Origin of the sequence: Nonomuraea sp. C10 (genome assembly GCF_008017515.1) — a bacterium.
GTDB classification, from domain to species: Bacteria; Actinomycetota; Actinomycetes; order Streptosporangiales; family Streptosporangiaceae; genus Nonomuraea; species Nonomuraea ferruginea.
Genome location: NZ_VPFF01000001.1, coordinates 4,904,642 through 4,923,724 on the forward strand (window position 1 = coordinate 4,904,642; position 19,083 = coordinate 4,923,724).

General features: G+C 71.7%; 19 protein-coding genes and 1 riboswitch. Of the genes, 6 read left to right on the plus strand and 13 right to left on the minus strand.

Annotation, left to right across the window (positions count from 1 at the left end; genetic code table 11):
• Position 1 precedes the first annotated feature (1 nt).
• The 5 genes from FR742_RS22585 to FR742_RS22605 are packed head-to-tail and all read right to left on the minus strand — an operon-like array spanning position 2 to position 3,862.
• Positions 2 to 934 (minus strand): ROK family glucokinase, encoded by a 933-nt coding sequence (locus FR742_RS22585; RefSeq protein WP_148032781.1) that lies wholly within the window; start codon positions 932 to 934, stop codon positions 2 to 4.
• Between the two features lie 15 nt (positions 935 to 949).
• Positions 950 to 1,387: a hypothetical protein gene (locus FR742_RS22590; protein ID WP_148032782.1), complete on the minus strand. Its 438-nt coding sequence runs from the start codon at positions 1,385 to 1,387 to the stop codon at positions 950 to 952.
• A 38-nt stretch (positions 1,388 to 1,425) separates the two neighbouring features.
• The gene (locus FR742_RS22595; RefSeq protein WP_148032783.1) at positions 1,426 to 2,607 is read right to left on the minus strand and encodes an ArsA family ATPase; all 1,182 of its coding nucleotides are present in this window, start codon (positions 2,605 to 2,607) and stop codon (positions 1,426 to 1,428) included.
• Between the two features lies 1 nt (position 2,608).
• Positions 2,609 to 3,046: an SRPBCC family protein gene (locus FR742_RS22600; protein WP_148032784.1), complete on the minus strand. Its 438-nt coding sequence runs from the start codon at positions 3,044 to 3,046 to the stop codon at positions 2,609 to 2,611.
• Positions 3,047 to 3,094: 48 nt separating this feature from the next.
• Positions 3,095 to 3,862, minus strand: a complete 768-nt coding sequence (locus FR742_RS22605; RefSeq protein WP_148032785.1) for a metallophosphoesterase — start codon at positions 3,860 to 3,862, stop codon at positions 3,095 to 3,097.
• Positions 3,863 to 3,999: 137 nt separating this feature from the next.
• On the opposite strand from FR742_RS22605, the gene FR742_RS22610 reads away from it, so the two are divergent.
• The 4 genes from FR742_RS22610 to FR742_RS22625 all read left to right on the plus strand — a co-directional run bounded on the left by FR742_RS22610 (position 4,000) and on the right by FR742_RS22625 (position 9,003).
• A complete protein-coding gene (locus FR742_RS22610; protein ID WP_148032786.1) occupies positions 4,000 to 5,766 on the plus strand; it encodes a long-chain fatty acid--CoA ligase in 1,767 nt (588 codons plus the stop codon).
• 167 nt (positions 5,767 to 5,933) lie between these two features.
• On the plus strand, positions 5,934 to 7,217 hold the full coding sequence (locus tag FR742_RS22615) for an ABC transporter substrate-binding protein (RefSeq protein WP_148032787.1): 1,284 nt from the start codon (positions 5,934 to 5,936) through the stop codon (positions 7,215 to 7,217).
• Complete coding sequence (locus FR742_RS22620; RefSeq protein ID WP_148032788.1) at positions 7,217 to 8,089, plus strand: carbohydrate ABC transporter permease; 873 nt, start codon at positions 7,217 to 7,219, stop codon at positions 8,087 to 8,089. Before FR742_RS22615 ends, FR742_RS22620 begins: the two co-directional genes overlap by 1 nt.
• A complete protein-coding gene (locus tag FR742_RS22625) occupies positions 8,086 to 9,003 on the plus strand; it encodes a carbohydrate ABC transporter permease (RefSeq protein ID WP_148032789.1) in 918 nt (305 codons plus the stop codon). Before FR742_RS22620 ends, FR742_RS22625 begins: the two co-directional genes overlap by 4 nt.
• Position 9,004: 1 nt before the next feature.
• Here the strand turns inward: FR742_RS22625 and FR742_RS22630 are convergent, their stop codons facing one another.
• From FR742_RS22630 to FR742_RS22665, 8 genes are all read right to left on the minus strand, one after another.
• A complete protein-coding gene (locus FR742_RS22630) occupies positions 9,005 to 10,090 on the minus strand; it encodes a glycosyltransferase family 4 protein (RefSeq protein WP_148032790.1) in 1,086 nt (361 codons plus the stop codon).
• Complete coding sequence (locus FR742_RS22635) at positions 10,087 to 11,337, minus strand: M48 family metallopeptidase (protein ID WP_148032791.1); 1,251 nt, start codon at positions 11,335 to 11,337, stop codon at positions 10,087 to 10,089. Before FR742_RS22635 ends, FR742_RS22630 begins: the two co-directional genes overlap by 4 nt.
• Positions 11,338 to 11,432: 95 nt before the next feature.
• The gene (locus tag FR742_RS22640; protein ID WP_148032792.1) at positions 11,433 to 12,254 is read right to left on the minus strand and encodes a hypothetical protein; all 822 of its coding nucleotides are present in this window, start codon (positions 12,252 to 12,254) and stop codon (positions 11,433 to 11,435) included.
• Positions 12,255 to 12,338: 84 nt separating this feature from the next.
• Entirely contained in the window at positions 12,339 to 12,887 is a 549-nt protein-coding gene (locus FR742_RS22645; RefSeq protein ID WP_261808682.1) for a C40 family peptidase, read from the minus strand.
• A gap of 61 nt (positions 12,888 to 12,948) precedes the next feature.
• A riboswitch (cyclic di-AMP (ydaO/yuaA leader) is annotated at positions 12,949 to 13,115 on the minus strand.
• Between the two features lie 310 nt (positions 13,116 to 13,425).
• A complete protein-coding gene (locus FR742_RS22650) occupies positions 13,426 to 14,400 on the minus strand; it encodes an NlpC/P60 family protein (RefSeq protein ID WP_261808683.1) in 975 nt (324 codons plus the stop codon).
• An 84-nt stretch (positions 14,401 to 14,484) separates the two neighbouring features.
• The gene (locus tag FR742_RS22655; RefSeq protein ID WP_148032793.1) at positions 14,485 to 15,807 is read right to left on the minus strand and encodes an NYN domain-containing protein; all 1,323 of its coding nucleotides are present in this window, start codon (positions 15,805 to 15,807) and stop codon (positions 14,485 to 14,487) included.
• 296 nt (positions 15,808 to 16,103) lie between these two features.
• Positions 16,104 to 16,772, minus strand: a complete 669-nt coding sequence (locus tag FR742_RS22660) for a response regulator transcription factor (RefSeq protein WP_148032794.1) — start codon at positions 16,770 to 16,772, stop codon at positions 16,104 to 16,106.
• A 46-nt stretch (positions 16,773 to 16,818) separates the two neighbouring features.
• On the minus strand, positions 16,819 to 18,027 hold the full coding sequence (locus tag FR742_RS22665; protein ID WP_148032795.1) for a sensor histidine kinase: 1,209 nt from the start codon (positions 18,025 to 18,027) through the stop codon (positions 16,819 to 16,821).
• A gap of 112 nt (positions 18,028 to 18,139) precedes the next feature.
• On the opposite strand from FR742_RS22665, the gene FR742_RS22670 reads away from it, so the two are divergent.
• Both FR742_RS22670 and FR742_RS22675 read left to right on the plus strand, forming a co-directional pair.
• Entirely contained in the window at positions 18,140 to 18,649 is a 510-nt protein-coding gene (locus tag FR742_RS22670) for a PH domain-containing protein (protein ID WP_148032796.1), read from the plus strand.
• 31 nt (positions 18,650 to 18,680) lie between these two features.
• The gene (locus FR742_RS22675) at positions 18,681 to 19,037 is read left to right on the plus strand and encodes a hypothetical protein (RefSeq protein WP_148032797.1); all 357 of its coding nucleotides are present in this window, start codon (positions 18,681 to 18,683) and stop codon (positions 19,035 to 19,037) included.
• Positions 19,038 to 19,083: the final 46 nt, after the last annotated feature.

The following is a 19,083-nucleotide window of genomic DNA, read 5'->3' on the forward strand; positions in this document are numbered from 1 at the left end:
CTCAGCGCCGGCGGGCCAGGTCGGCCGCGCCCACCAGGCCGGCGGAGGGACCGAGCTCGGCCAGCCGCACCTCGGCCACCGGCCGGTGGCCCCTGCCGGTCAGCCGTTCCTCGAAGGCCTTCCTGGCGCGGTCGACGAACAGGTCGGCCGCCCTGGACACGCCGCCGCCGAGGATGAAGCAGCCGGGGTCGAGCACGGCGGCCAGATCGGCCATGCCCTGGCCGAGCCCGTCGGCGAGGACGGCGAAGGCGGACAGCGAGGCGTCGTCGCCCTGGCGCGCCGCCTCGGTCACCTCCTCGCCGTCGATCTTGCCGCCGGCCAGCCCGAGCAGGATCTCGGCCCGTTCGGGGTGCGCGGCGGCGATCTCCCTGGCCTCGACGACCAGCGCGTTGCCGCTCGCGTACTGCTCCCAGCAGCCGTGCAGGCCGCAGCCGCACAGCCGCCCGCCGGGCACCATCTGCGTGTGGCCCAGCTCGGCGCCCATCCCCCAGCGGCCGCGGTAGAGGGCGCCGTCGAGGACGATGCCGCCGCCGATGCCGGTGCCGATGGTCAGGCAGACGATGTGCGACTGGCCGCGCCCCGCGCCGTACCTGAACTCTCCCCAGGCCATGGCGTTGGCGTCGTTCTCCACCACGACGGGCAGCCCGACCAGGCCGCTGATCCGCTTCTGCAGCGGCTCCTCCCGCCAGGCCAGGTTGGGCGCGAAGCGCACGACCGAGCGGGACTCGTCGACGAACCCGGCCGCGCCGATGCCCACCGCCTCGATCTCCCGCCCGGCGCCCAGCTCGCGGACGCAGGCGGCGACGGTCTCGGCGACCAGATCGGGGTGTTCGGCGTCGGTGGGCCTGAGGGTCTGCTCGACGATCACGCCGTCGTCGTCCACCACGCCCGCTGCCACCTTGGTGCCGCCGATGTCCACACCGATCGTGAGCATGACGCATCCCCTCAGCTAGTCCAGGTCTATGTGTTCCACATTGTCGCGGTCGTCGCGCCCCCTGTCGTCCCGCTGACGCGGCTCGGGGCGGCTGCCGAGCACGTCGAGCGCGCCGCGGAAGGCCGCGAACAGCTCGCCGCCGGCCGCCACGAGGTGGGTGGCGACGTCGGCGGTGCCCTCGGGGGCGCGGCCGGCGCCCGACTCGCGCTGCGCCGCGATGGCCCGGCAGACCGGGCAGGCGCGGCAGATGTACTCGTCGTCGGGCTCGGCGACGGCCTCGCTCCACACGTCCTTCTCGGATCGTCCGCCACCACCGGTGAACGAGTGGAAGACGGACTTCCCGACATGCCGGGTGGCGCGGCCCTGCAAGCTGTCGAAGAGCTTGCGCGCCTCCTCGGCGACGGCGCCGATGGGATCTCTGTCGTTCTCTGTGTTGCGAGTGTTCTCGGTCATGGGACCCTCCCGGTCGGTACGGCGTCCGCCCTCTTCGCTCACGTGCCGTCCCGGCCGTGCGCTTCGTCGGTTTCCGCCTCCGAGGTGAACCGTACCCGGAGCAGGCCGTCGCGGAGCACGGCCCCACTGATCTTCCTTCGCGCCAGCGCCATGGGCAAGGCCAGGATGCGCCGGTACGGGCCCGCGGTGATGATCAGTTCGTCGCCCTTGCGCGCCAGGTCGACCTCGCCCCGTTCGGCTCCGGGCAGGGCCAGGGTCAGCTCGTCGGCCGACAGCCGCAGCGGGGGCTCCACCGAGGGCGGCGCGAACGGGTCGCACTCGCCGTACAGCGCCTCGCCGACGGCCGCGAGCGCGTGCCGGCCGACGGGCTCGGCGGGCAGGTAGGGCACGGTGTGCACGGGCAGCGGCGCGAACGACTCCTCCGCCTCGGCCAGCAGCCGCGACTGGGCGGCCACCCAGCGGGCGCGCCACTCGTCGGCGTCCTCGCCGGGGAAGATCCGGTTGGCGATGACCGCGTCGACGCGGTACCCGTACAGGTTGAGCGAGGTGAGGGTGCGCCTGGCCTCGGCGAGCACCACGGCCTCCGGCGTGAGCACGAGGCGCACGGAGGCGTGGTCGCCGGTGAGCAGCTCGCGCACCTCCAGCAGCCCGCGGTGGAAGCGCTCGCCGGCGCTCATCACCTCCTCGCCCGGCGTGCTGACCCTGGCCACGCCGCGCACCAGCGGGGCGGCCAGCCGCATGAGCCTGCGGCCGACCGGCAGCAGGCGGTTGACGTGCCAGTCGAGCGCCTCGGGCAGGGCGAGCAGGCGCAGCGTCTCGGCGGTGGGCGCGCAGTCGACGACGATGACGTCCCAGCGGCCCTCGCGGGCGTGCTCGCGCAGCTCCAGCAGGGCGATGATCTCCTCGGCGCCGGGCAGGACGGTGATCTCCTCGGAGGTGATCTCGTCGAGGCCCAGCTCGACGAGCACGCCGCGGGCGTACTCCCGCAGCTCTCCCCAGTGGCGTTCGAGCGTGCGCTGGGTGTCGACCTGGTGCAGGTGGAGGCCGGGGGCGATCTCGCCGGGCTCGGCGGCGAGCGCGTCGGCCAGGGAGTGGGCGGTGTCGGTGGAGACGATGAGCGTCTTGAGCCCGCGCCGGGCCGCGAGGGTGGCGGTGGCGGCCGCGGCGGTGGTCTTGCCGACGCCGCCCTTGCCGGTGAAGAGCAGAACGCGCGGAGTCACCTCAACGACCTTCGACACGCTTCTTGAGACCCTTGAGCGCCGTGTCGACGATCACCTTCTCCGCCTTCCGCTTGATCATGCCGATCATGGGGACGGCGAGGCCGACGGCGAGCTCGTACGTCACCTCGACTCCCTTGCCCGTGTCCGCCAGGAGGTAACGCCCGTCGAGCTCGGAGACCATCTTGCCGGGCTCGGACACCTGCCAGGTGACGCTCTCGTCGCCGTTCCAGGTGTAGGCGAGGGTGTAGGTGTCGCTGATCACTCCGGCGTCGAGCACGAACCGCACGGTCTCCGGCCTGCCGTCGGGGCCGCTGCTGAGGACCTCGGCGCTCTTGACCTGACCTGCCCATTCGGGGTACGAGGGAAGGTCCGCGATGACCGCCATCACGCGGGCGCGGTCGGCGTCGACGGTGATACTCGAACTGGTGCGATCAGCCATGGGACCAAAGTAGTGCAGAAACCCGCCTCAGCGGCGGAGCGGCCCGGGTCACCACTCGAGGACGTACGGCACGCCCCTGCCCCTGAAGTGGCCGACGTTGACGCACTCGGTGCGGCCGATGCGGGTGCGGCGGTGGAGCGGCTGGTGGACGTGCCCGAACAGGGCGTAACGCGGCTGGGTGCGCCTGATCAGCTCCAGCGTGGCCTCGCTGCCGCGCTCGAAGCGCCGGGCCACCACGTCGTAGAGCAGCTCGGGCACGGCGGGCGGGATGTGGCAGCACAGCACGTCCACCTCGCCGACCGCCTCCACCTTGGCGGCGAACTCCTCGTCGCTGATCTCGTTGGGGGTGCGGTAGTCGGTCTTGAGCCCGCCGCCGACGAAGCCGAAGCGCAGCCCGCCGATCTCCACCGTCTCCCCGTCGAGCACCTGGTGGCCGGGCCTGAGGTAGTCGCCGCCCAGGCGGGGCACGTCCACGTTGCCGTAGGTCAGGTAGGCCGGCGCGGGCATGGCGGCGAACAGCTCGGCGTACTGGGCGCGCACGTGGCGCTCGATGTGGTCGCGGGGGTCGCCGTCGAGGCTCGCCCACAGCTTGGCCGACATCGCCCGGGCCTCGTCGAAGCGCTTGGCGGTGCGCAGGGCGATGAACTCCCCGGCCCGTTCGGCGCCGAACAAATCGGCGAAGATGCCCTGGCCGTGGTCGTCGTAGTCGATGAACAGGATGAGATCACCGAGACAGATCAGCGCGTCGGCGCCGTCTCCCGCGGTCGCCAGTGCGTCGGCCCTGCCGTGTACGTCACTGACCACATGGACCCTCATGCGGGAAATCCTACGAGTTACGCCTGCTAGCGTGATGATTCGTTCCACATAACGCCTGGATGACGAAACCTACCGCTAGGTAACATATCGCGGTAACGTCCGGGTCGACCGAAGCGTGCACCCGGAGGAGTTGATCCGTGCGCGAGTACAGCGTCCCCGTACTGGTGGATGTCCCCGCCTCTGCCTCGCTGGCCGACACCGTGTTCCAACGGGGCCGGGACGAGCCCGACCGGGTGATCATGGCACGCAAGACCGGCGACGGCTGGCCCGAGGTCACCGCGGGACAGTTCCGCGACCAGGTGGCCGCGCTGGCCAAGGGGCTCACCGCGGCGGGCGTCGGGCACGGCGACCGGGTGGCGCTGATGTCGCGCACCCGCTACGAGTGGACGCTCGTCGACTACGCGCTCTGGACGATCGGCGCGGTCACCGTGCCGATCTACGAGACCTCCTCGGCCGAACAGGTCAGGTGGATCATCTCCGACAGCGGGGCCAAGGCCGCCTTCACCGAGCTCGACACGCACGAGCGCACGGTGCGCGAGGCGGCGCCCGGGCTGAAGGACGTCTGGCGGGTGGAGGCCGCGCTGGACGGCTCACTCGCCCCCGGCGACGTGGACGACGCCGCCCTGGAGGAGCTCAGGTCCCGGGTGAGCGGGTCCGACCTGGCGACGATCGTCTACACCTCCGGCACCACGGGCAGGCCCAAGGGCTGCCTCATCACCCACGACAACCTGCTGTTCACCGCGCTGAACGTGCTGCGCGGGCCGCTGCGGCCGCTGTTCACCGGCGCTCCCGCCGCGCTGCTGTTCCTGCCGCTGGCGCACATCTTCGCGCGGATGATCCAGGTCGTGCTGCTGGAGGCGGGCGCGGTCATGGCGCACACCCCCAACATGAAGAACGTCGCGCCCGACCTCCAGGAGTTCCGGCCGACGTTCCTGCTGGGCGTGCCGCGCGTGTTCGAGAAGGTCTACAACGCCGCCGAGCAGAAGGCCATCGCGGGCGGCAAGGGCAAGATCTTCGCCCGCGCCGTCGACGTGGCGGTCGCCTGGAGCAAGGCCCGCGCCGGCGGCGGCGCCGGGCTCGGGCTGCGGCTCCAGCACGCCGTCTTCGACAAGCTGGTGTACGCCAAGCTCCGCGAGGCCACGGGCGGGCGGCTGTCGGCGGCGGTGTCGGGCGGGTCGGCGCTGGGCGACCGGCTGGGCCACTTCTTCCGCGGCGTCGGCATCGAGGTGTTCGAGGGCTACGGCCTGACCGAGACGTCCGCCCCGTGCTCGGTCAACCTGCCGGGCGGCAACAAGATCGGCACCGTGGGGCGTCCGCTGCCCGGCGTCACCCTGCGCGTCGCCGACGACGGCGAGATCCTGGCCAGGGGACGCAACGTCTTCACCGGCTACTGGAACGACGACCGGGCCACCGGCGAGGTCCTCGACGCCGAGGGCTGGTTCCACACCGGCGACGTGGGCGAGCTGGACGACGACGGCTACCTGCGCATCACCGGGCGCAAGAAGGAGATCCTGGTGACGGCCGCGGGCAAGAACGTCGCCCCCGGCCCGCTGGAGGACGCGCTGCGCGCGCACCCGCTCGTCTCCCAGGCGATGGTGATCGGCGACGGGCGGCCGTTCGTCAGCGCGCTCGTCACCCTCGATCCCGAGGCGCTGGAGCCGTACGCCCCGGCCACGGCCGCGGAGCTGCGCACCGACCCGCGCGTGCTGGCCGAGGTGCAGGGCGCGGTCGACCGGGCCAACAGCATGGTGTCCAAGGCCGAGCAGATCAAGAAGTTCACCGTGCTGGCCGCGGACATCACCGAGGAGAGCGGTCACCTGACCCCGACGCTCAAGGTCAAGCGGGGTGTCGTGATGCGCGACTTCGAGGCCGACATCGAGGCGCTGTACGCCACGAAGGGCTGATCAAGCCCCACAAACGCCACTCCCGCAACTCACGAACACCCGGAAGGCCGCCAGGACGCCCTGGCGGCCTTTTGCCATATGTCCGTTGACAGTTTGAAAAGTTGGCTTTTCGATGAAGGGTGATCGAACTCGGGGGAATCTGAGGGTCCGGCCAAGGAGGAACCACCATGGACCACCGTCCGCCGATCTCCCGCCGCAATCTGCTGCTCGGCACGGCCGCCGCCTTCGGCGTGCCCGCCGTGCTGGCAGGATGCGGCGGCTCCGAACAGCCGAGCCCCGGCAGCACCTCCGGCAACCTCGGCGCAGTCACCCTGGGATCCAACGCCTCCGACGAGGTGCCGAAGAAGTCGCTCGCCACCGTGATCGAGAAGTTCACCCAGGCGAGCGTGCGGATCAACACCGTCGACCACAACACCTTCCAGGAGAACATCAACCGCTACCTCAGGGGCACGCCCGACGACGTGTTCACCTGGTTCGCCGGCTACCGGATGCAGTTCTTCGCCGAGCAGGGCCTGGCCACCGACATCTCGGACGTGTGGCAGGAGATCGGCGGCGACTACACGCAGGCGTTCAAGGACGCCTCCACCGGCGTCGACGGCAAGCAGTACTTCATCCCGTTCACCTACTACCCGTGGGCGGTCTTCTACCGCAAGAGCGTGTGGGAGGAGAAGGGCTACGAGCCGCCCAAGACGCTCGACGAGCTGACCGCGCTGGCCAAGAAGATGCAGGGCGACGACCTCGTCCCGATCGCGTTCGCCGACAAGGACGGCTGGCCCGCCATGGGCACGTTCGACATCATCAACATGCGGATGAACGGCTACGACTTCCACATCTCGCTCATGGCGGGCAAGGAGTCGTGGACGGACCCGCGGGTCAAGCAGGTGTTCGACACCTGGCGCGGGCTGATGGAGTATCACCAGCCGGCGTCGCTGGGCCGCACCTGGCAGGAGGCCGCGCAGTCGCTGGTGCAGAAGAAGAGCGGCATGTACCTGCTCGGCATGTTCGTGGCCCAGCAGTTCCCCGAGGAGGACCTGGCCGACCTGGACTTCTTCACCTTCCCGGAGATCAACCCCACCCACGGCACCGACTCCATCGACGCCCCCATCGACGGCTACATGGTCTCCGCCAAGGCCAAGAACGTCGACGGGGCCAAGGCGCTCGTCAAGCACCTCGCCCAGGCGTCGTCGCAGGACATCGCCACCGAGCTGGACCCCGGCACCCTCGCGGCCAGCTCCAAGGCCGACACCAGCGGCTACAGCGCGCTGCAGAAGCGCGGCGCCGAACTGGTGTCGCAGGCCTCGCACATCGCCCAGTTCCTCGACCGTGACACGCGGCCGGACTTCGCCTCCACGGTGATGATCCCGTCGCTGCAGTCGTTCGTCGACAAGCCCGCCGAGATCGACTCCTTACTCACGAGCATCGAACAGCAGAAGGCCAACATCTTCCGCTGATGACCGTCAAGACCCGTCGCTACTCCGCCCGTGACGTGACCGTGCTGGTCATCGGGGTGGGGGTGGCCATCATCGTCAACGTGGGCCTCATCTGGGGGCCCACGCTGGCCTCCGTCGCCCTGTCCGCCACCGACTGGAACGGCTTCGGGCCGATCGAGTGGATCGGCGGGCGGAACTACTCCGACCTGGCCGGCGAGTATCCGCCGTTCTGGTCGGCCGTCCGCAACAACATCCTCTGGCTGGTCTTCCTCGGGCTGGTCGCGACCCCGTTCGGGCTGTTCTGCGCGGTGCTGCTGGACCGGCGGCTGCGCGGCTCGCGCTTCTACCAGAGCGCCCTGTACATGCCGGTCGTGCTGTCGCTGGCGGTGGTCGGGTTCATCGCCCAGCTCGTCTACTCGCACGACTACGGCGTGCTGAACGCCGTCACCGGGCTGTCGGCCGACTGGCTCGGCGACCGGTCGATCAACATCTGGGTGGTCATGGTGGCGGCGGCCTGGCGGCACGTCGGTTACGTCATGATCATCTACCTGGCCGGGCTGAAGGCGGTGGACCCGGCGCTCAAGGAGGCCGCCGCCATCGACGGGGCCAACGAGAGGCAGGCGTTCTTCCGGGTGGTGTTCCCGACGCTGCGGCCGGTCAACGTGATCGTGCTGGTGATCACGGTGATCGAGGCGCTGCGCGCGTTCGACATCGTCTACGCCATCAACAAGGGCAGGAACGGGCTCGAACTGCTGTCGGTGCTGGTCACCGAGAACATCGTGGGCGAGGCCAGCCGGATCGGGTTCGGCTCGGCCATCGCGGTGATCCTGCTGGTGATCTCGCTCGGGTTCATCGTCACCTACCTGTCGCAGCTGTTCAGGGAGGAACGATGACGCTGACCGCGCCCGTCGGCACCAGCCCGGAACGCGAGGCGGCGCCGCCGCCCCGGCGCGGGGCCCGGCCGCTGCGCTGGCTGCTGCACGCCTTCCTGGCGGTGGTGGCCCTGGGCTGGCTGATGCCGCTCCTGCTGGCCGTGTACGCGTCGCTGCGCCCGTACGACGAGACCGCCCGCCTGGGCTACTTCTCGCTGCCCGAGCAGCTCACGCTCGACTACTACGGGCAGGCGTGGAGCCAGGCCGAGCTGCCCCGCTACTACCTGAACACGCTGATCATCGTGATCCCGGCGCTGGTGCTGACGCTGTTCCTGGCCTCGTTCGTGGCGTTCGCCATCGCGCGGGCGCGCATCCCCGGCCGCAAGACGCTGCTCATCGTGTTCACCGCGGGCAACCTGCTGCCGCCGCAGGTCCTCATCACCCCGCTGTACTCGCTCTACACGCTGATCCCGCTGCCCGCGTGGCTGTCGGACTCACAGTCCCTGTACGACTCGTACCTGGGGCTGATCCTCATCCACGTGGCGTTCCAGTTCGGGTTCTGCGTGTTCGTCATCGCGAACTTCATGCGCACGATCCCCGAGGAGATCTCCGAGGCGGCGCTGGTCGACGGGGCGAGCCTGTGGCGCCGCTACTGGACGCTGACGCTGCCGCTGTGCAGGCCCGTGCTGGCGGCGCTGGGCACGCTGCAGTTCACCTGGATGTACAACGACTTCCTGTGGGCGCTGGTGCTCATGGTGTCGGGCGACAAGCTGCCCGTCACCTCGGCGCTGAACAACCTGCGCGGCCAGTTCTTCACCGACTACAACCTGCTGGCCGCCGGATCGGTGCTGGTGGCGCTGCCGACGCTGATCGTGTTCCAGCTGCTGCACAAGCATTTCGTGGCCGGGCTGACGCTCGGCTCGACGAAGGGATGAATCAGAGCAGGGCGTGGAAGCGGGCGGCGACCCGGTCCCAGGACCACTCGCCGACGACCCAGTCGCGGCCGGTCTCGCCCATCTTCCGCGCCTGCTCGGGACGGGTCAGCAGCTCGACGACGGCGCGGGCCGCGGGGGACGGGTCCGCGCCGTCGACGACCAGTCCGGTCTCGCCGTCGCGTACGGCCTCGGGCGCGCCGCCCGAGCGGCCGGCCACGACCGGCAGGCCGGTCGCGGCCGCCTCCAGGAACACGATGCCGAGCCCCTCCACGTCGATCCCGCCCCATCGGGTACGGCACGGCATGGCGAAGACGTCGGCGGCGGCGTAGTAGCCGGGCAGGTCCGCGGCCGGGACGGTGCCGGTGAAGACGATCGACGGGTGCCCGCCGGCCAGCTTCTCCAGCGCGCGCCGGTGCGGCCCGCCGCCGACCAGGAGCAGCACGGCGTCCGGCACCGCGCCGAGCACCTCCGGCCAGGCCCTGATGAGCCGGTCCTGGCCCTTGCGCGGCACCAGCCTGGACACGCACGCCACCACCGGCCTGCCCGCCAGCCCCAGCTCCGCCTTGGCCGCCCCCGGGTGGAACAGGCCGGTGTCGACGCCGGGCGCGAGCCGTACCAGCTTGTCCTGCGGAATGGCGCGGGCCAGCCGCGCGCGCGTGTACTCGCCCAGGTAGGTGACCACGTCGGCGTGCGCGCCGATGCGGCGCAGCACCGCGCGGAAGCCGGGCGCGCTCGCCCACGACGCCTCGTGGCCGTGGGTGAGCATCACCACGCGCCGCGCGCCCGCCGCGCGCAGGCGCGGCGCGAGCAGGCCGAGCGGCGCCGCCGCGCCGAACACGACGGTGTCCGCGCCGTGCCCGGCCACCAGCTCGGCCGCCGTACGGGCGACGGACGGGACGGGCAGCATGAGCCGCCCGGGGTGACGGACGACGGGGTACGGCTGACGGCGGTCGAACTCGGCGCACCCGCGCCAGGCGGGGGCGTAGACGACCGCGCCCGGGGTGCGCTGGGCCAGGCCGTGCACGAACGACTGGATGCCGCCCGGGCGGGGCGGGAAGTCGTTGGTGACGAAGACGACTCGGGTCACGGGCCGGGGACGCCGTTCAGCTTCGCCCAGGAGCGGGCCATCGCGATCCGTTCCGGTGCCGTGGGATGGGAGGCATAGAGCACATATTCCACTGCATCGGGCGACAAGTCGGAAATATTGGCTGTTGCCAGGCGTTTTTGCATCGCGGCGAACGTGACCGGATCCCGCGTCAGGTTGAGGGCGTGGGCGTCGGCCCTGGCCTCGATGTGGCGGCTGACGAAGTTCTGCGCGGGGCCGGACAGGAACGTCGCCAGCGTCATCAACCCCAGGATCGCGCCCGCCGCGCGCCAGTCGGCGATCGACGTGACCCCGGCGCGCCGGCGCACCGGCCCGAAGACCAGGAACAGCAGGATCGCGCCGAGCGCCGCGCCCAGCGCGCCGACGAGCGTGCCGTAGAGCACGTCGTTCTCCCCCGCGTGGCCCAGCTCGTGCGCCACCACCAGCTCGACCTCGGGCTGCGGGGCCTTGAGCAGGTTGTCGTAGACCACGATGCGGCGGGTGGCGCCGAACCCGGACACGTAGGCGTTCAGCGCGGTGGTGCGACGGGAGGCGTCGGCCACCAGCACGTCCTCCACCGGCACCCCGTCGCGCTCGGCCATCGCCAGCAGGTTCGTCCGCAGCGGGCCTTCGGACATGGACCTGAAGTCGTTGAACACCGGCTCGAACACCACCGGGTAGACGAACGAGGCGGCCACGGTGAGCGCGAACGCCCCCGCCGCGGCGGGGATCCACCAGCGCCTGAACCGCCGGGCCAGCGCCACCACCGCCACGACCATCACGCCCAGCAGAGCCGTGTTGATGGCGATGCTCTTGAGCCGGTCGCCCGTCCAGGACGCCCAGTCCTGCGTGGAGAGGCCGTAGTCGCGCAGCACGGTCTCGAACCAGACGCCGAGCGGCCAGCGCAGCGCCTCCTCGACGACCGTGAGCACGAGCACCCCCAGCAGGACCCGCACCCACCACGGCCCGCGCAGCACCCCGAGGATTCTGGCGCCCAGCGGGGTGGCGACGAGCAGGCCCGCGAACACCAGCGTCAGCCCGAGCGACAGATAGCCGGGCACACCGGTGGCCGTGTCGAACGCCTGCGCGCGGGCGATCTGCCCGGCGGTGAAGTCCGCGGCCGGGTCGGCGGCCACCTCCGGCGCCCCCGGCAGCGCCTGCCACGGCGTCGTCAGCCCCACCACCACGAGGATCCCGGCCCCCAGCACGACCCCGGCCACCCCAGCCTGCCGCCGCCCCCTCCGACCCACCCCACCGTCCTGCGGCCCCGGCGTCCCGGATCGGGTCTCGGTCCGCTCGCCAGCGGCGCCGTTCCTGTCGTGGCCGTCGTCCACTTCGCGTCCTCTCACCCCAGCTGGTCCCGCACGTACGCGCGCCACCCCCGGGTCAGGCCGCCGAGCGTGAGCCCCCTCGCGGCGAGTGCCCGGTCGGTGCCGACACTCTGGGCATCACGGTAGAGCCTCACCAGAGTCCCCTCGCCCGCGCTCTCGGCCAGGAACCGACACGCCAGCCACGCCTCCTGGTACGCCCGCGCCAGCGCGTCCCCCCGGGAGCCGAAGTCACCGGCCCCGGGCAGTTCGTCCGGCAGCCGCCCCGCCCGCACCTCGGCCGCCAGTTCGGCCGCCGCCACGGTGACCGCCAGCCCCGCGTCCCGATAGGCCACGTAGTCGGCGAATCCCTCGTACAGCCAGCCGGGCAGCCCGTCGGTGCCCGCGGCGACGTGCGTGAGCTCATGGGCGAGGACCACGTCCCTGCCGGTCGGGTTGAGCCGCGCGAAACCCTCGGGCACCACGATCACCCGCCGCCCGTCGGCCACCGCCGCCAGCCCGCGCACGTCGGCGACGCCGGCCAGCCGCGCGGCCTGCTCCCCTGAGGCGGGCACCAGCACCAGCGGGCGCACGGGCCGGCCCAGCACGCCCGACACCCGTCGCCCCGCCGCGTCGGCCCGCCGCGCCAGATCGGCCAGCAGCCCGGGATCGGCCCGCTGCCCGGCGACCAGCGCCCGCTCGCCGCGCGCGACGCCCAGCTCGCCCCGCCACAGCTCCCGCACCCCGGCCAGCTCGTCGGGCACCCCGGCGGACCACGACTCCGGCGCCGCCCCGCCGGGCGCGGCCACGGCGAGGACCAGCCCCGCCACCACCGCTCGACGGCCCACGATCCCGGACATGCTGTCCGATGCTAGCGGCGGGACGCCCGTCCCACGCATCACGAAGGCCCCGCCCCCAGACAGGGGCGGGGCCTTCGCGATCGGTCACAGACCGGGGCGTACCGCGCCGGCGAACGACGACTTGCGCCATCCGTTCAGCTTCTCGACGCGCACCGTCTTGCCCGAGCTCGGCGAGTGCACCATCTTGCCCTTGCCGATGTACATGCCCACGTGGCCGAGCCCGCGGAAGAACATCAGGTCACCCGGCTTCAGGTTCTTGTAGGAGACCTTCTTCCTGATGCCCGCGAACTGGCTGTTCGTCACGCGCGGGATCTTGACCCCGGCCTTCCGCCAGGCGAACTGGACGAGACCTGAGCAGTCGAAGGCGTGCGGCCCGGTGGCCCCGTAGCGGTACGGGTCACCGATCTGCTTCTTGGCCACCGCGACGGCCTTGTGGGCCTTCACCTTCTGCCGGGCCGCCTTCGCCTGCTTCTTGGACAGGACCTTCTTCGAAGTCGCCTTCTTGGAAGCAGTGGTCTTGACGGCCTCGACCGTCGTCACCGAAGCTCCGGCCGGGGCGATCACCGTGTCCGCCTGCGCCGCCGGGACGTGGAGGGCCAGCCCTCCGGCCGTCACGGTCATGCTGAGCGCCACGCCGCTGACGGCAAGGCGAGACAGACGGGGGTTCTTAGGGGAGGTAGACAGGATTGCTCCTTGAGTCTTCCACGAACGCCTACCGGGTTAGCTGACGGATTCGGGCCTGGAAGTCGCCCTACGGCGCGTCGCCGCGCCGATTCACCCCTGATCCCGCCCTGAAATGACGGGATCTATGGTTCCCCGGCTCCGTGCCTCCTGGCTGCACGGATTCGGCAGGCCACCACCCGGGTGAAGGTTCCCGGAGATGCGGCGGTGACCGGCGGATTCTTGTTCGTCCACGTCGCGGCGCCGGCGGCGCGGCGGCGATGGCCGGCGGCGGGCATGGAGTGTCCGCCGCGACGCCAGAACCTACGCCTGAAGTCATGGGCTGGCAAAGGCACGGTAAGCACATGACGATCTGACAAGCCCGCTGTCAGACCCGCGGATCCCTGCTGGCAAGCCAGTCCCGTTACCCAGATGTGACCATACTCACACTTGCCGCCCTGACGGTGTGTCAGAGCCCTTCTGTCACATGAGTCACAGGGGTTTCAGCGGCTCACGGGCGTACCGCGCCGACGAGCCGGCGCCCGTACGCGGAGAGCGGGACGACCTTGACCACGTCACCGGTCTGCGGCGCGTGCACGATCTTGCCGTTTCCCGCATAGATGCTCACGTGGCCCAGCCCTTCGCTGAAGATGAGGTCACCGGGCTCCAGGGCGTCCAGCGACACCCTCCGGCTCGCGCCCCAGGCCCACTGCTGCCACGTCGTACGCGGCAGGGAGACGCCGGCCGCGCGCCACGAGGCCTGCGTCAGGCCGGAGCAGTCCCAGCCGCCGGGCCCGGTGCCGCCGAACTGGTAGGGCTTGCCGATCTGCGCGTACGCGAAGTTGAGCACCGCCGCCGCGCTCCCCGAGGCGGGGCCGGTGTACTTGACGCCGGTGCTGTTCGGGTCGCCGACGCGGTAGGCGCCGAGGCGGTCGAGCAGCTTCTTCTGCTGGGCGATCAGCTTCTCGATCTCGGAGCGCTCCTTCTTGACCTTGTCGCGCTCCTCGTCGGCCTCGCCCAGAGCCCCCTGGGCCTTGTCACGCTCGGTCTTGAGCCCGCGGTTCTCCCGGTCGAAGGCGGCCAGCCTGCCGGCGCGGTCGGCGGTCAGCCGCTCCGTCAGCGCCATCTGGTAGAGCAGGTCACCCGGGTTCTCGGCGGTCACCATGGTCGGCATCGAGGTCAGGTCGCGGCCCATCTTGTAGCCGTCGACGGCCATCGTGACGACCTGCTGGCGCAGCTCGGCGACGGTGGCGAGCTTGCGCTTGTAGCCGGCGTTGAGCTTGTCGTAGCGCTTCTTGGCGGCCTTGTAGTTCTCCGTCGCCGTGTTGTAGCGATCGACGACCTTGTCGGCCTTGTCGTTGAGCTTCTCGAGCTTGGCCTTGGCCTGACTGATCGTCGGTTGCGGGTCGGCGGCCACTCCTCCCGTGGGGAGAGTGATCAGCCCGATCACGAGACCCGCGGCCAGCGGCGCCCGGCCCAACCTCACAGCTCGCCTCCCAGGGGGAATACATCTGGGGCGAAATAGTACAGAAGTGGAAGGTGAGGTCTCACCCAAACACTGATTTGTAATCTAGGCGCGGCCGAGCCTGCGCAGCAGCAAAGCAGACGAAACGGGTCTGGCTCCCATGCGCCGGACGGATTCGGCCACCTCGCGGTCGGAGGAGACCACGGCCATGGCGCGGCCCGGCGGCTCGGCGCGTACGAGCTGGCGGATCAGGTCGTCGGCGATCTCCCCCGGCGCGCTGAACAGCACCCGCACCCCGCGCGGCGCGACGACCTGCACCGGCGCGTTCAGCTCCGCGCCGTCGAACACCACGGTCACCTCGACCCTGGTCTGCGCGACCAGGCCGCCGAGCCCGGTCATCAGCCGGTTGCGCTGGTCGGCCAGCGTGAGAGTGCCGTAGCCGGTCTTGGTCACGTTGTAGCCGTCTATGATCAGATGGACCTGCGGCAGGGCGAGGAGCTGGTCGAGCAGCTGCGGGTCGTCGTCGGCCAGCGCGCGGGCCGGCACCCCTCGCACGCCCGGCGTCTCCCCGGCGACGGCGGCCACCGAGTCGGCGGGCCTGGAGATCGTGGTGGGCAGCGCCAGCTCCCTGCGCAGCCCGGCGGAGGCGTCCTGCAGCGCGTCGAGCAGCACCCGTATGCGGGCGTCCTCGATGCTGCGCCCCTCGCGGGCGGCCCTGCGCGAGGCTTCGAGCTGTTTCTCCACGTCGGCCAGGCGCTCGCGCAGCCGGCGCAGCTCGGTCTCACCGGCGCTGCCGGCGGCCGTGGCCGCGGCCCTGGCGTCCTGGGCGGTCTGTTCCATCGCCTCGGCCCGCTGCACGGCCGCCTTCGCCCGCTCACGGGCGTCGTGGAGCTTGCGGCGCAGGTCGGAGTTCTCCCCCCGGGCGGCCTTGAGCTGCTCGCGCAGCCGGTCGACCTCCTCCTTGGCCGCCGACTTCTGCGCGGCGAGCTGCTCGCGCAGCCGGGACACGACCTCCTCGCGCTCCGCGCCCTCGGCGGCGGCGGCGTTCCTCTCCAGGTCGGTCCTGGCGGCCTCGATCATCTCCTCCCACCCCGGCGGGCGGGTGAGGTAGGCGGCCGCGGCGACGAGCACGGGATCGGCGGCGGGCGGGACGTTGCCCTCGGCCAGCGACGAGACGAGCTCCGGCCACCCGGCGGTCACGTGCTCCGCGACGGCCACGCGGAAGTCCTTGTCGTTCTCCAGCTGGGCGGCGATGGGCGCGCCGCCCAGGCGGGCACGCTTGCGCGGATCGAACTTGGCGATGCCGCGCAGCGGCGGCGGGACGGCGGCGGCGGGCATCGAGCCGAGAACCTGGGCGGCCAGGTCGACGACGTTGAGTCGCACCTGCTCGGGAAGCGGGCGAGACAGGCCTTCACCCGCTGAGCTCATCCCACTGTCCCTTCATGACATGCTCTTTCAGACAAGGGTACGGCTGCCGGGTACCTGTCCGTAACGGGCATCCTTTTCCGGGTAAGCGCTCGGTCCCGCGGCCGTTTCCACCCCCTGCCCCATCGCCGACCAGCGAGGCGTCTCCTCGGGAACTCGGGCGCGTCCTCTCGCGCCGTCCGTGCGAGGCGAGCGGTTCCGACGGTGCGTGTGTGGCCCGTACCTGCGTGGAGTCACTCCCGTACGGGACCGGCCCGCAAGGGAAAGGGCGGGCAAAACCTGGAACTCCAGGACGTGCGTCAGAGACTGGCGTCGTAGACCAGCAGGGCCACCTGCACCCTGTTGTTCAGTTCGAGCTTCGTCAGGATGCGCGAGACGTGCGCCTTGACCGTGGGGACGCTCATGAACAGCTCGCGCCCGATCTCCGCGTTGGACCTGCCCCGCCCCACGGCCAGCGCCACCTCCCGCTCGCGCTCACTGAGCCGGCCGATCAGGGCCCTGGCCCGGTCCGCGCGGCCACCGGCGCCGCCGTTGGAGACGTGGGCGATGAGCTGCCGGGTCACGGCGGGCGACAGGATCGGCTCCCCCGCCGCCACCTTCCTGATGGCGGCCACCAGCTCGACGGGCGGGATGTCCTTGAGCAGGAACCCGGCCGCGCCCGCGCGCAACGCCCGCAGCACCTGCGCGTCGGCGTGGAACGTGGTCAGCACGAGGACCTCGGGCGGCGACTGGGCGGCGCGCAGCGCCTCGGTCGCGGTCAGCCCGTCGACGTCCGGCATCCGGATGTCCATCAGCACCACGTCCGGCCGATGGCGGGCGACCATCACCGGCACCTCGGCGCCGTCGCCCGCCTCACCGACGATCGCGATGTCGCCGGCGCCGCCGAGGATCATCGACAGCCCCGCCCGGACGAGCGCGTCGTCGTCGACGATCAGCACCCTGACCGGCCGCGCCCCTGGCGTCGTCATCCGTCCTGCCACCAGCCCTTCACCAGCGCCTCCCCGCCCCTCGCCGTCATGTCCGCGCCGGCCAGGGTAGCCAGGCGCGGACCACGTACTCGCCCTCGGGGGTCGGGCCGTGCTCCAGCCGCCCGCCCGCCAGCGCGGCGCGCTCCGTCAGGCCGATGAGCCCGGCCCCGGCGCCGGGGATCTGGACGCCGGGGATGCGGGGGCCGTGGCGCGCGGGCAGCCAGTTGCGCACCTCGGCCGACACCCCCTCGCCCGGCCCACCGGTCACGGTCACGGTGACCGGTGCGCCCGCCGCGTGTTTGCGCGCGTTGGTGAGCGCCTCCTGGACGATGCGGTAGAGGTTGCGCCCCGGCTTCTCCGGCACCTCGCCGGCCTTGAGTCGCAGGCTCACGTCCATGCCCGCCTGCTCGCACTCCGCCACCAGCGCGGGCAGGTCGGCGAGCGTGGGCTGGGGCCGGTCGGGGACGTCCGCGTCCGCGTCGTGGTGACGCAGCACGCCGATCACCTCACGCAGGTCCTGCAGCGCGAGGTGGGCGCTGGCCCTGATGGCCCCGGCGGCCCTGGCGACCTCGTCGGGGGGCGCGCCGGGCCGGAACTCCAGCGCGCCCGCGTGCAGGCTGAGCATGGACAGCCGGTGCGCGAGCACGTCGTGCATCTCCCTGGCGATCCGCTCCCGCTCCAGCCGCTTGGCCTCCTCGGCGGCTCCGTCGGCCCGCTGCCTGAGCGACCAGATGAGCTGGCGCCTGGCCCGGACGACGATGCCCCAGGCGAAGGTGGTCAGCACGATCGCGAGGGCGAGGATCGCGTACGTCGGCCCGCCGAGATCCACGTCCGGGCGGAGGAAGTAGAACGGCACGATCACGAGCAGCCCGAGCCCGGCGATCGTGCCGGAGATCTTGAACGGCCGGTGCACCGCCACCGTGAACAGCGCCACCACGGACGCCCCGCCGACCATCTCGAAGTAGCCCGAGGCCACGGTGGTGACCAGCGCGAGGCCGACCGGCCAGCGGCGGCGCAGCCACACCGACAGGCAGGAGATCACGCCCACCACCTGTTCCGCGGCCACCAGCGGCGTCGGCCCGTCGATCTCCAGCGCGGTCATCAGAGTGAGCCCGCAGGCCAGCAGGAACATGGCGATGTCGACGATCCAGTCACGGGTGGAGCGCCGCACCGGCCCGCCCGCGCCGCCGTCGCCGAGCAGCACGGACGGGAGCACCCATCGGTACTCCTGGTGCGGCTCGCTCGTCGGGGTCACGTCTCACGAGGTTAGGCGCTACCGATGGCGATCGAACAGCGACCAAAGTCGATGGCGCGCGAGACCTCGGGCCGACGCGCGGGTCCGGACGGCTCGGCCACCCTTGACGGCCATGGACGTGGTCGTCGATGCGCGCGAGACCGCGCTGCGCCCGCCCCGCAATCAGGCGGATTCCCGGGCGGTGTCCTGGTGGACGGTGCAGTGGCTGCTGTTCATGCTGCCGATCGGCGGGAGCGCGGTCGCGGCGTTCTGGTTCCTGACCGATCGGCCGTTGTGGCTGGGCGTGGCGGCGACGGCATTCGCGGTGGGATGCCTGGCGGTGGCTCTGGCGGCACCGCACGCCTACTACCGGGTCCAGCGCTGGGAGGTCACCGGCGAGGCAGTCTACACGCGCAGGGGCTGGCTGACCCACACCTGGCGGGTGGCGCCGATGTCGCGCGTCCAGACGGTCGACACCGCGCGGGGGCCGGTGCAGCGGCTGTTCGGGCTCGCGGACGTCACGGTGACCACGGCCTCGGCGGCGGGCGCCGTCAGGATCGAGGGCCTCGACGAGGCCGTGGCCGCCTCGTTGGGCGCCCGCCTGACAGCCGTCACCCAGTCCACCCCGGGCGACGCCACATGACCCCCGAACCCGCGCGCACGGAGGGTGTGACATGGGCGAGACCGTCGTGCCCGAGCCGGAGGAGGAGTGGCAGGAGCTGCCTCGCGGCAACCTGCGGGCGGCCGCTGTCAAGTCGCCGGCCGTCGCGGTGCCGGCGGTGACGGTGCCGGCGCGCGTGCTGGCAGGGCTGGACTGGCCACCGGGCGCGGTCGTCGCGGCCTGCGCCGGGGACCTGGTGGGCGGGGCCGTTCTGGCCGGCGCCCGGGGCCGCGGCCACAAGATCACAAGTAGGTCACGGCTCAGGGGGTGGGACGGAGACGGCGGTGAGCCGCGCGGCTCCCCCGCTCCTGCCCGCCCAGGCCCCTGTGCTGGGCGGCTCTGCTCGCGCGGCTCACGTGTCGCCTGCTGACACAACGGTATTCGGCGTGCTTGCAGCGGACTTGCGAGGTCGTTGA

Coding starts and splice junctions, on each gene's coding strand:
- FR742_RS22585 (WP_148032781.1), bottom strand. CDS start 934: ATGCTCACGATCGGTGTGGACATCGGCGGCACCAAGGTGGCAGCGGGC.
- FR742_RS22590 (WP_148032782.1), bottom strand. CDS start 1,387: ATGACCGAGAACACTCGCAACACAGAGAACGACAGAGATCCCATCGGC.
- FR742_RS22600 (WP_148032784.1), bottom strand. CDS start 3,046: ATGGCTGATCGCACCAGTTCGAGTATCACCGTCGACGCCGACCGCGCC.
- FR742_RS22605 (WP_148032785.1), bottom strand. CDS start 3,862: ATGAGGGTCCATGTGGTCAGTGACGTACACGGCAGGGCCGACGCACTG.
- FR742_RS22615 (WP_148032787.1), top strand. CDS start 5,934: ATGGACCACCGTCCGCCGATCTCCCGCCGCAATCTGCTGCTCGGCACG.
- FR742_RS22620 (WP_148032788.1), top strand. CDS start 7,217: ATGACCGTCAAGACCCGTCGCTACTCCGCCCGTGACGTGACCGTGCTG.
- FR742_RS22625 (WP_148032789.1), top strand. CDS start 8,086: ATGACGCTGACCGCGCCCGTCGGCACCAGCCCGGAACGCGAGGCGGCG.
- FR742_RS22640 (WP_148032792.1), bottom strand. CDS start 12,254: ATGTCCGGGATCGTGGGCCGTCGAGCGGTGGTGGCGGGGCTGGTCCTC.
- FR742_RS22655 (WP_148032793.1), bottom strand. CDS start 15,807: ATGAGCTCAGCGGGTGAAGGCCTGTCTCGCCCGCTTCCCGAGCAGGTG.
- FR742_RS22660 (WP_148032794.1), bottom strand. CDS start 16,772: ATGACGACGCCAGGGGCGCGGCCGGTCAGGGTGCTGATCGTCGACGAC.
- FR742_RS22670 (WP_148032796.1), top strand. CDS start 18,140: ATGGACGTGGTCGTCGATGCGCGCGAGACCGCGCTGCGCCCGCCCCGC.
- FR742_RS22675 (WP_148032797.1), top strand. CDS start 18,681: ATGGGCGAGACCGTCGTGCCCGAGCCGGAGGAGGAGTGGCAGGAGCTG.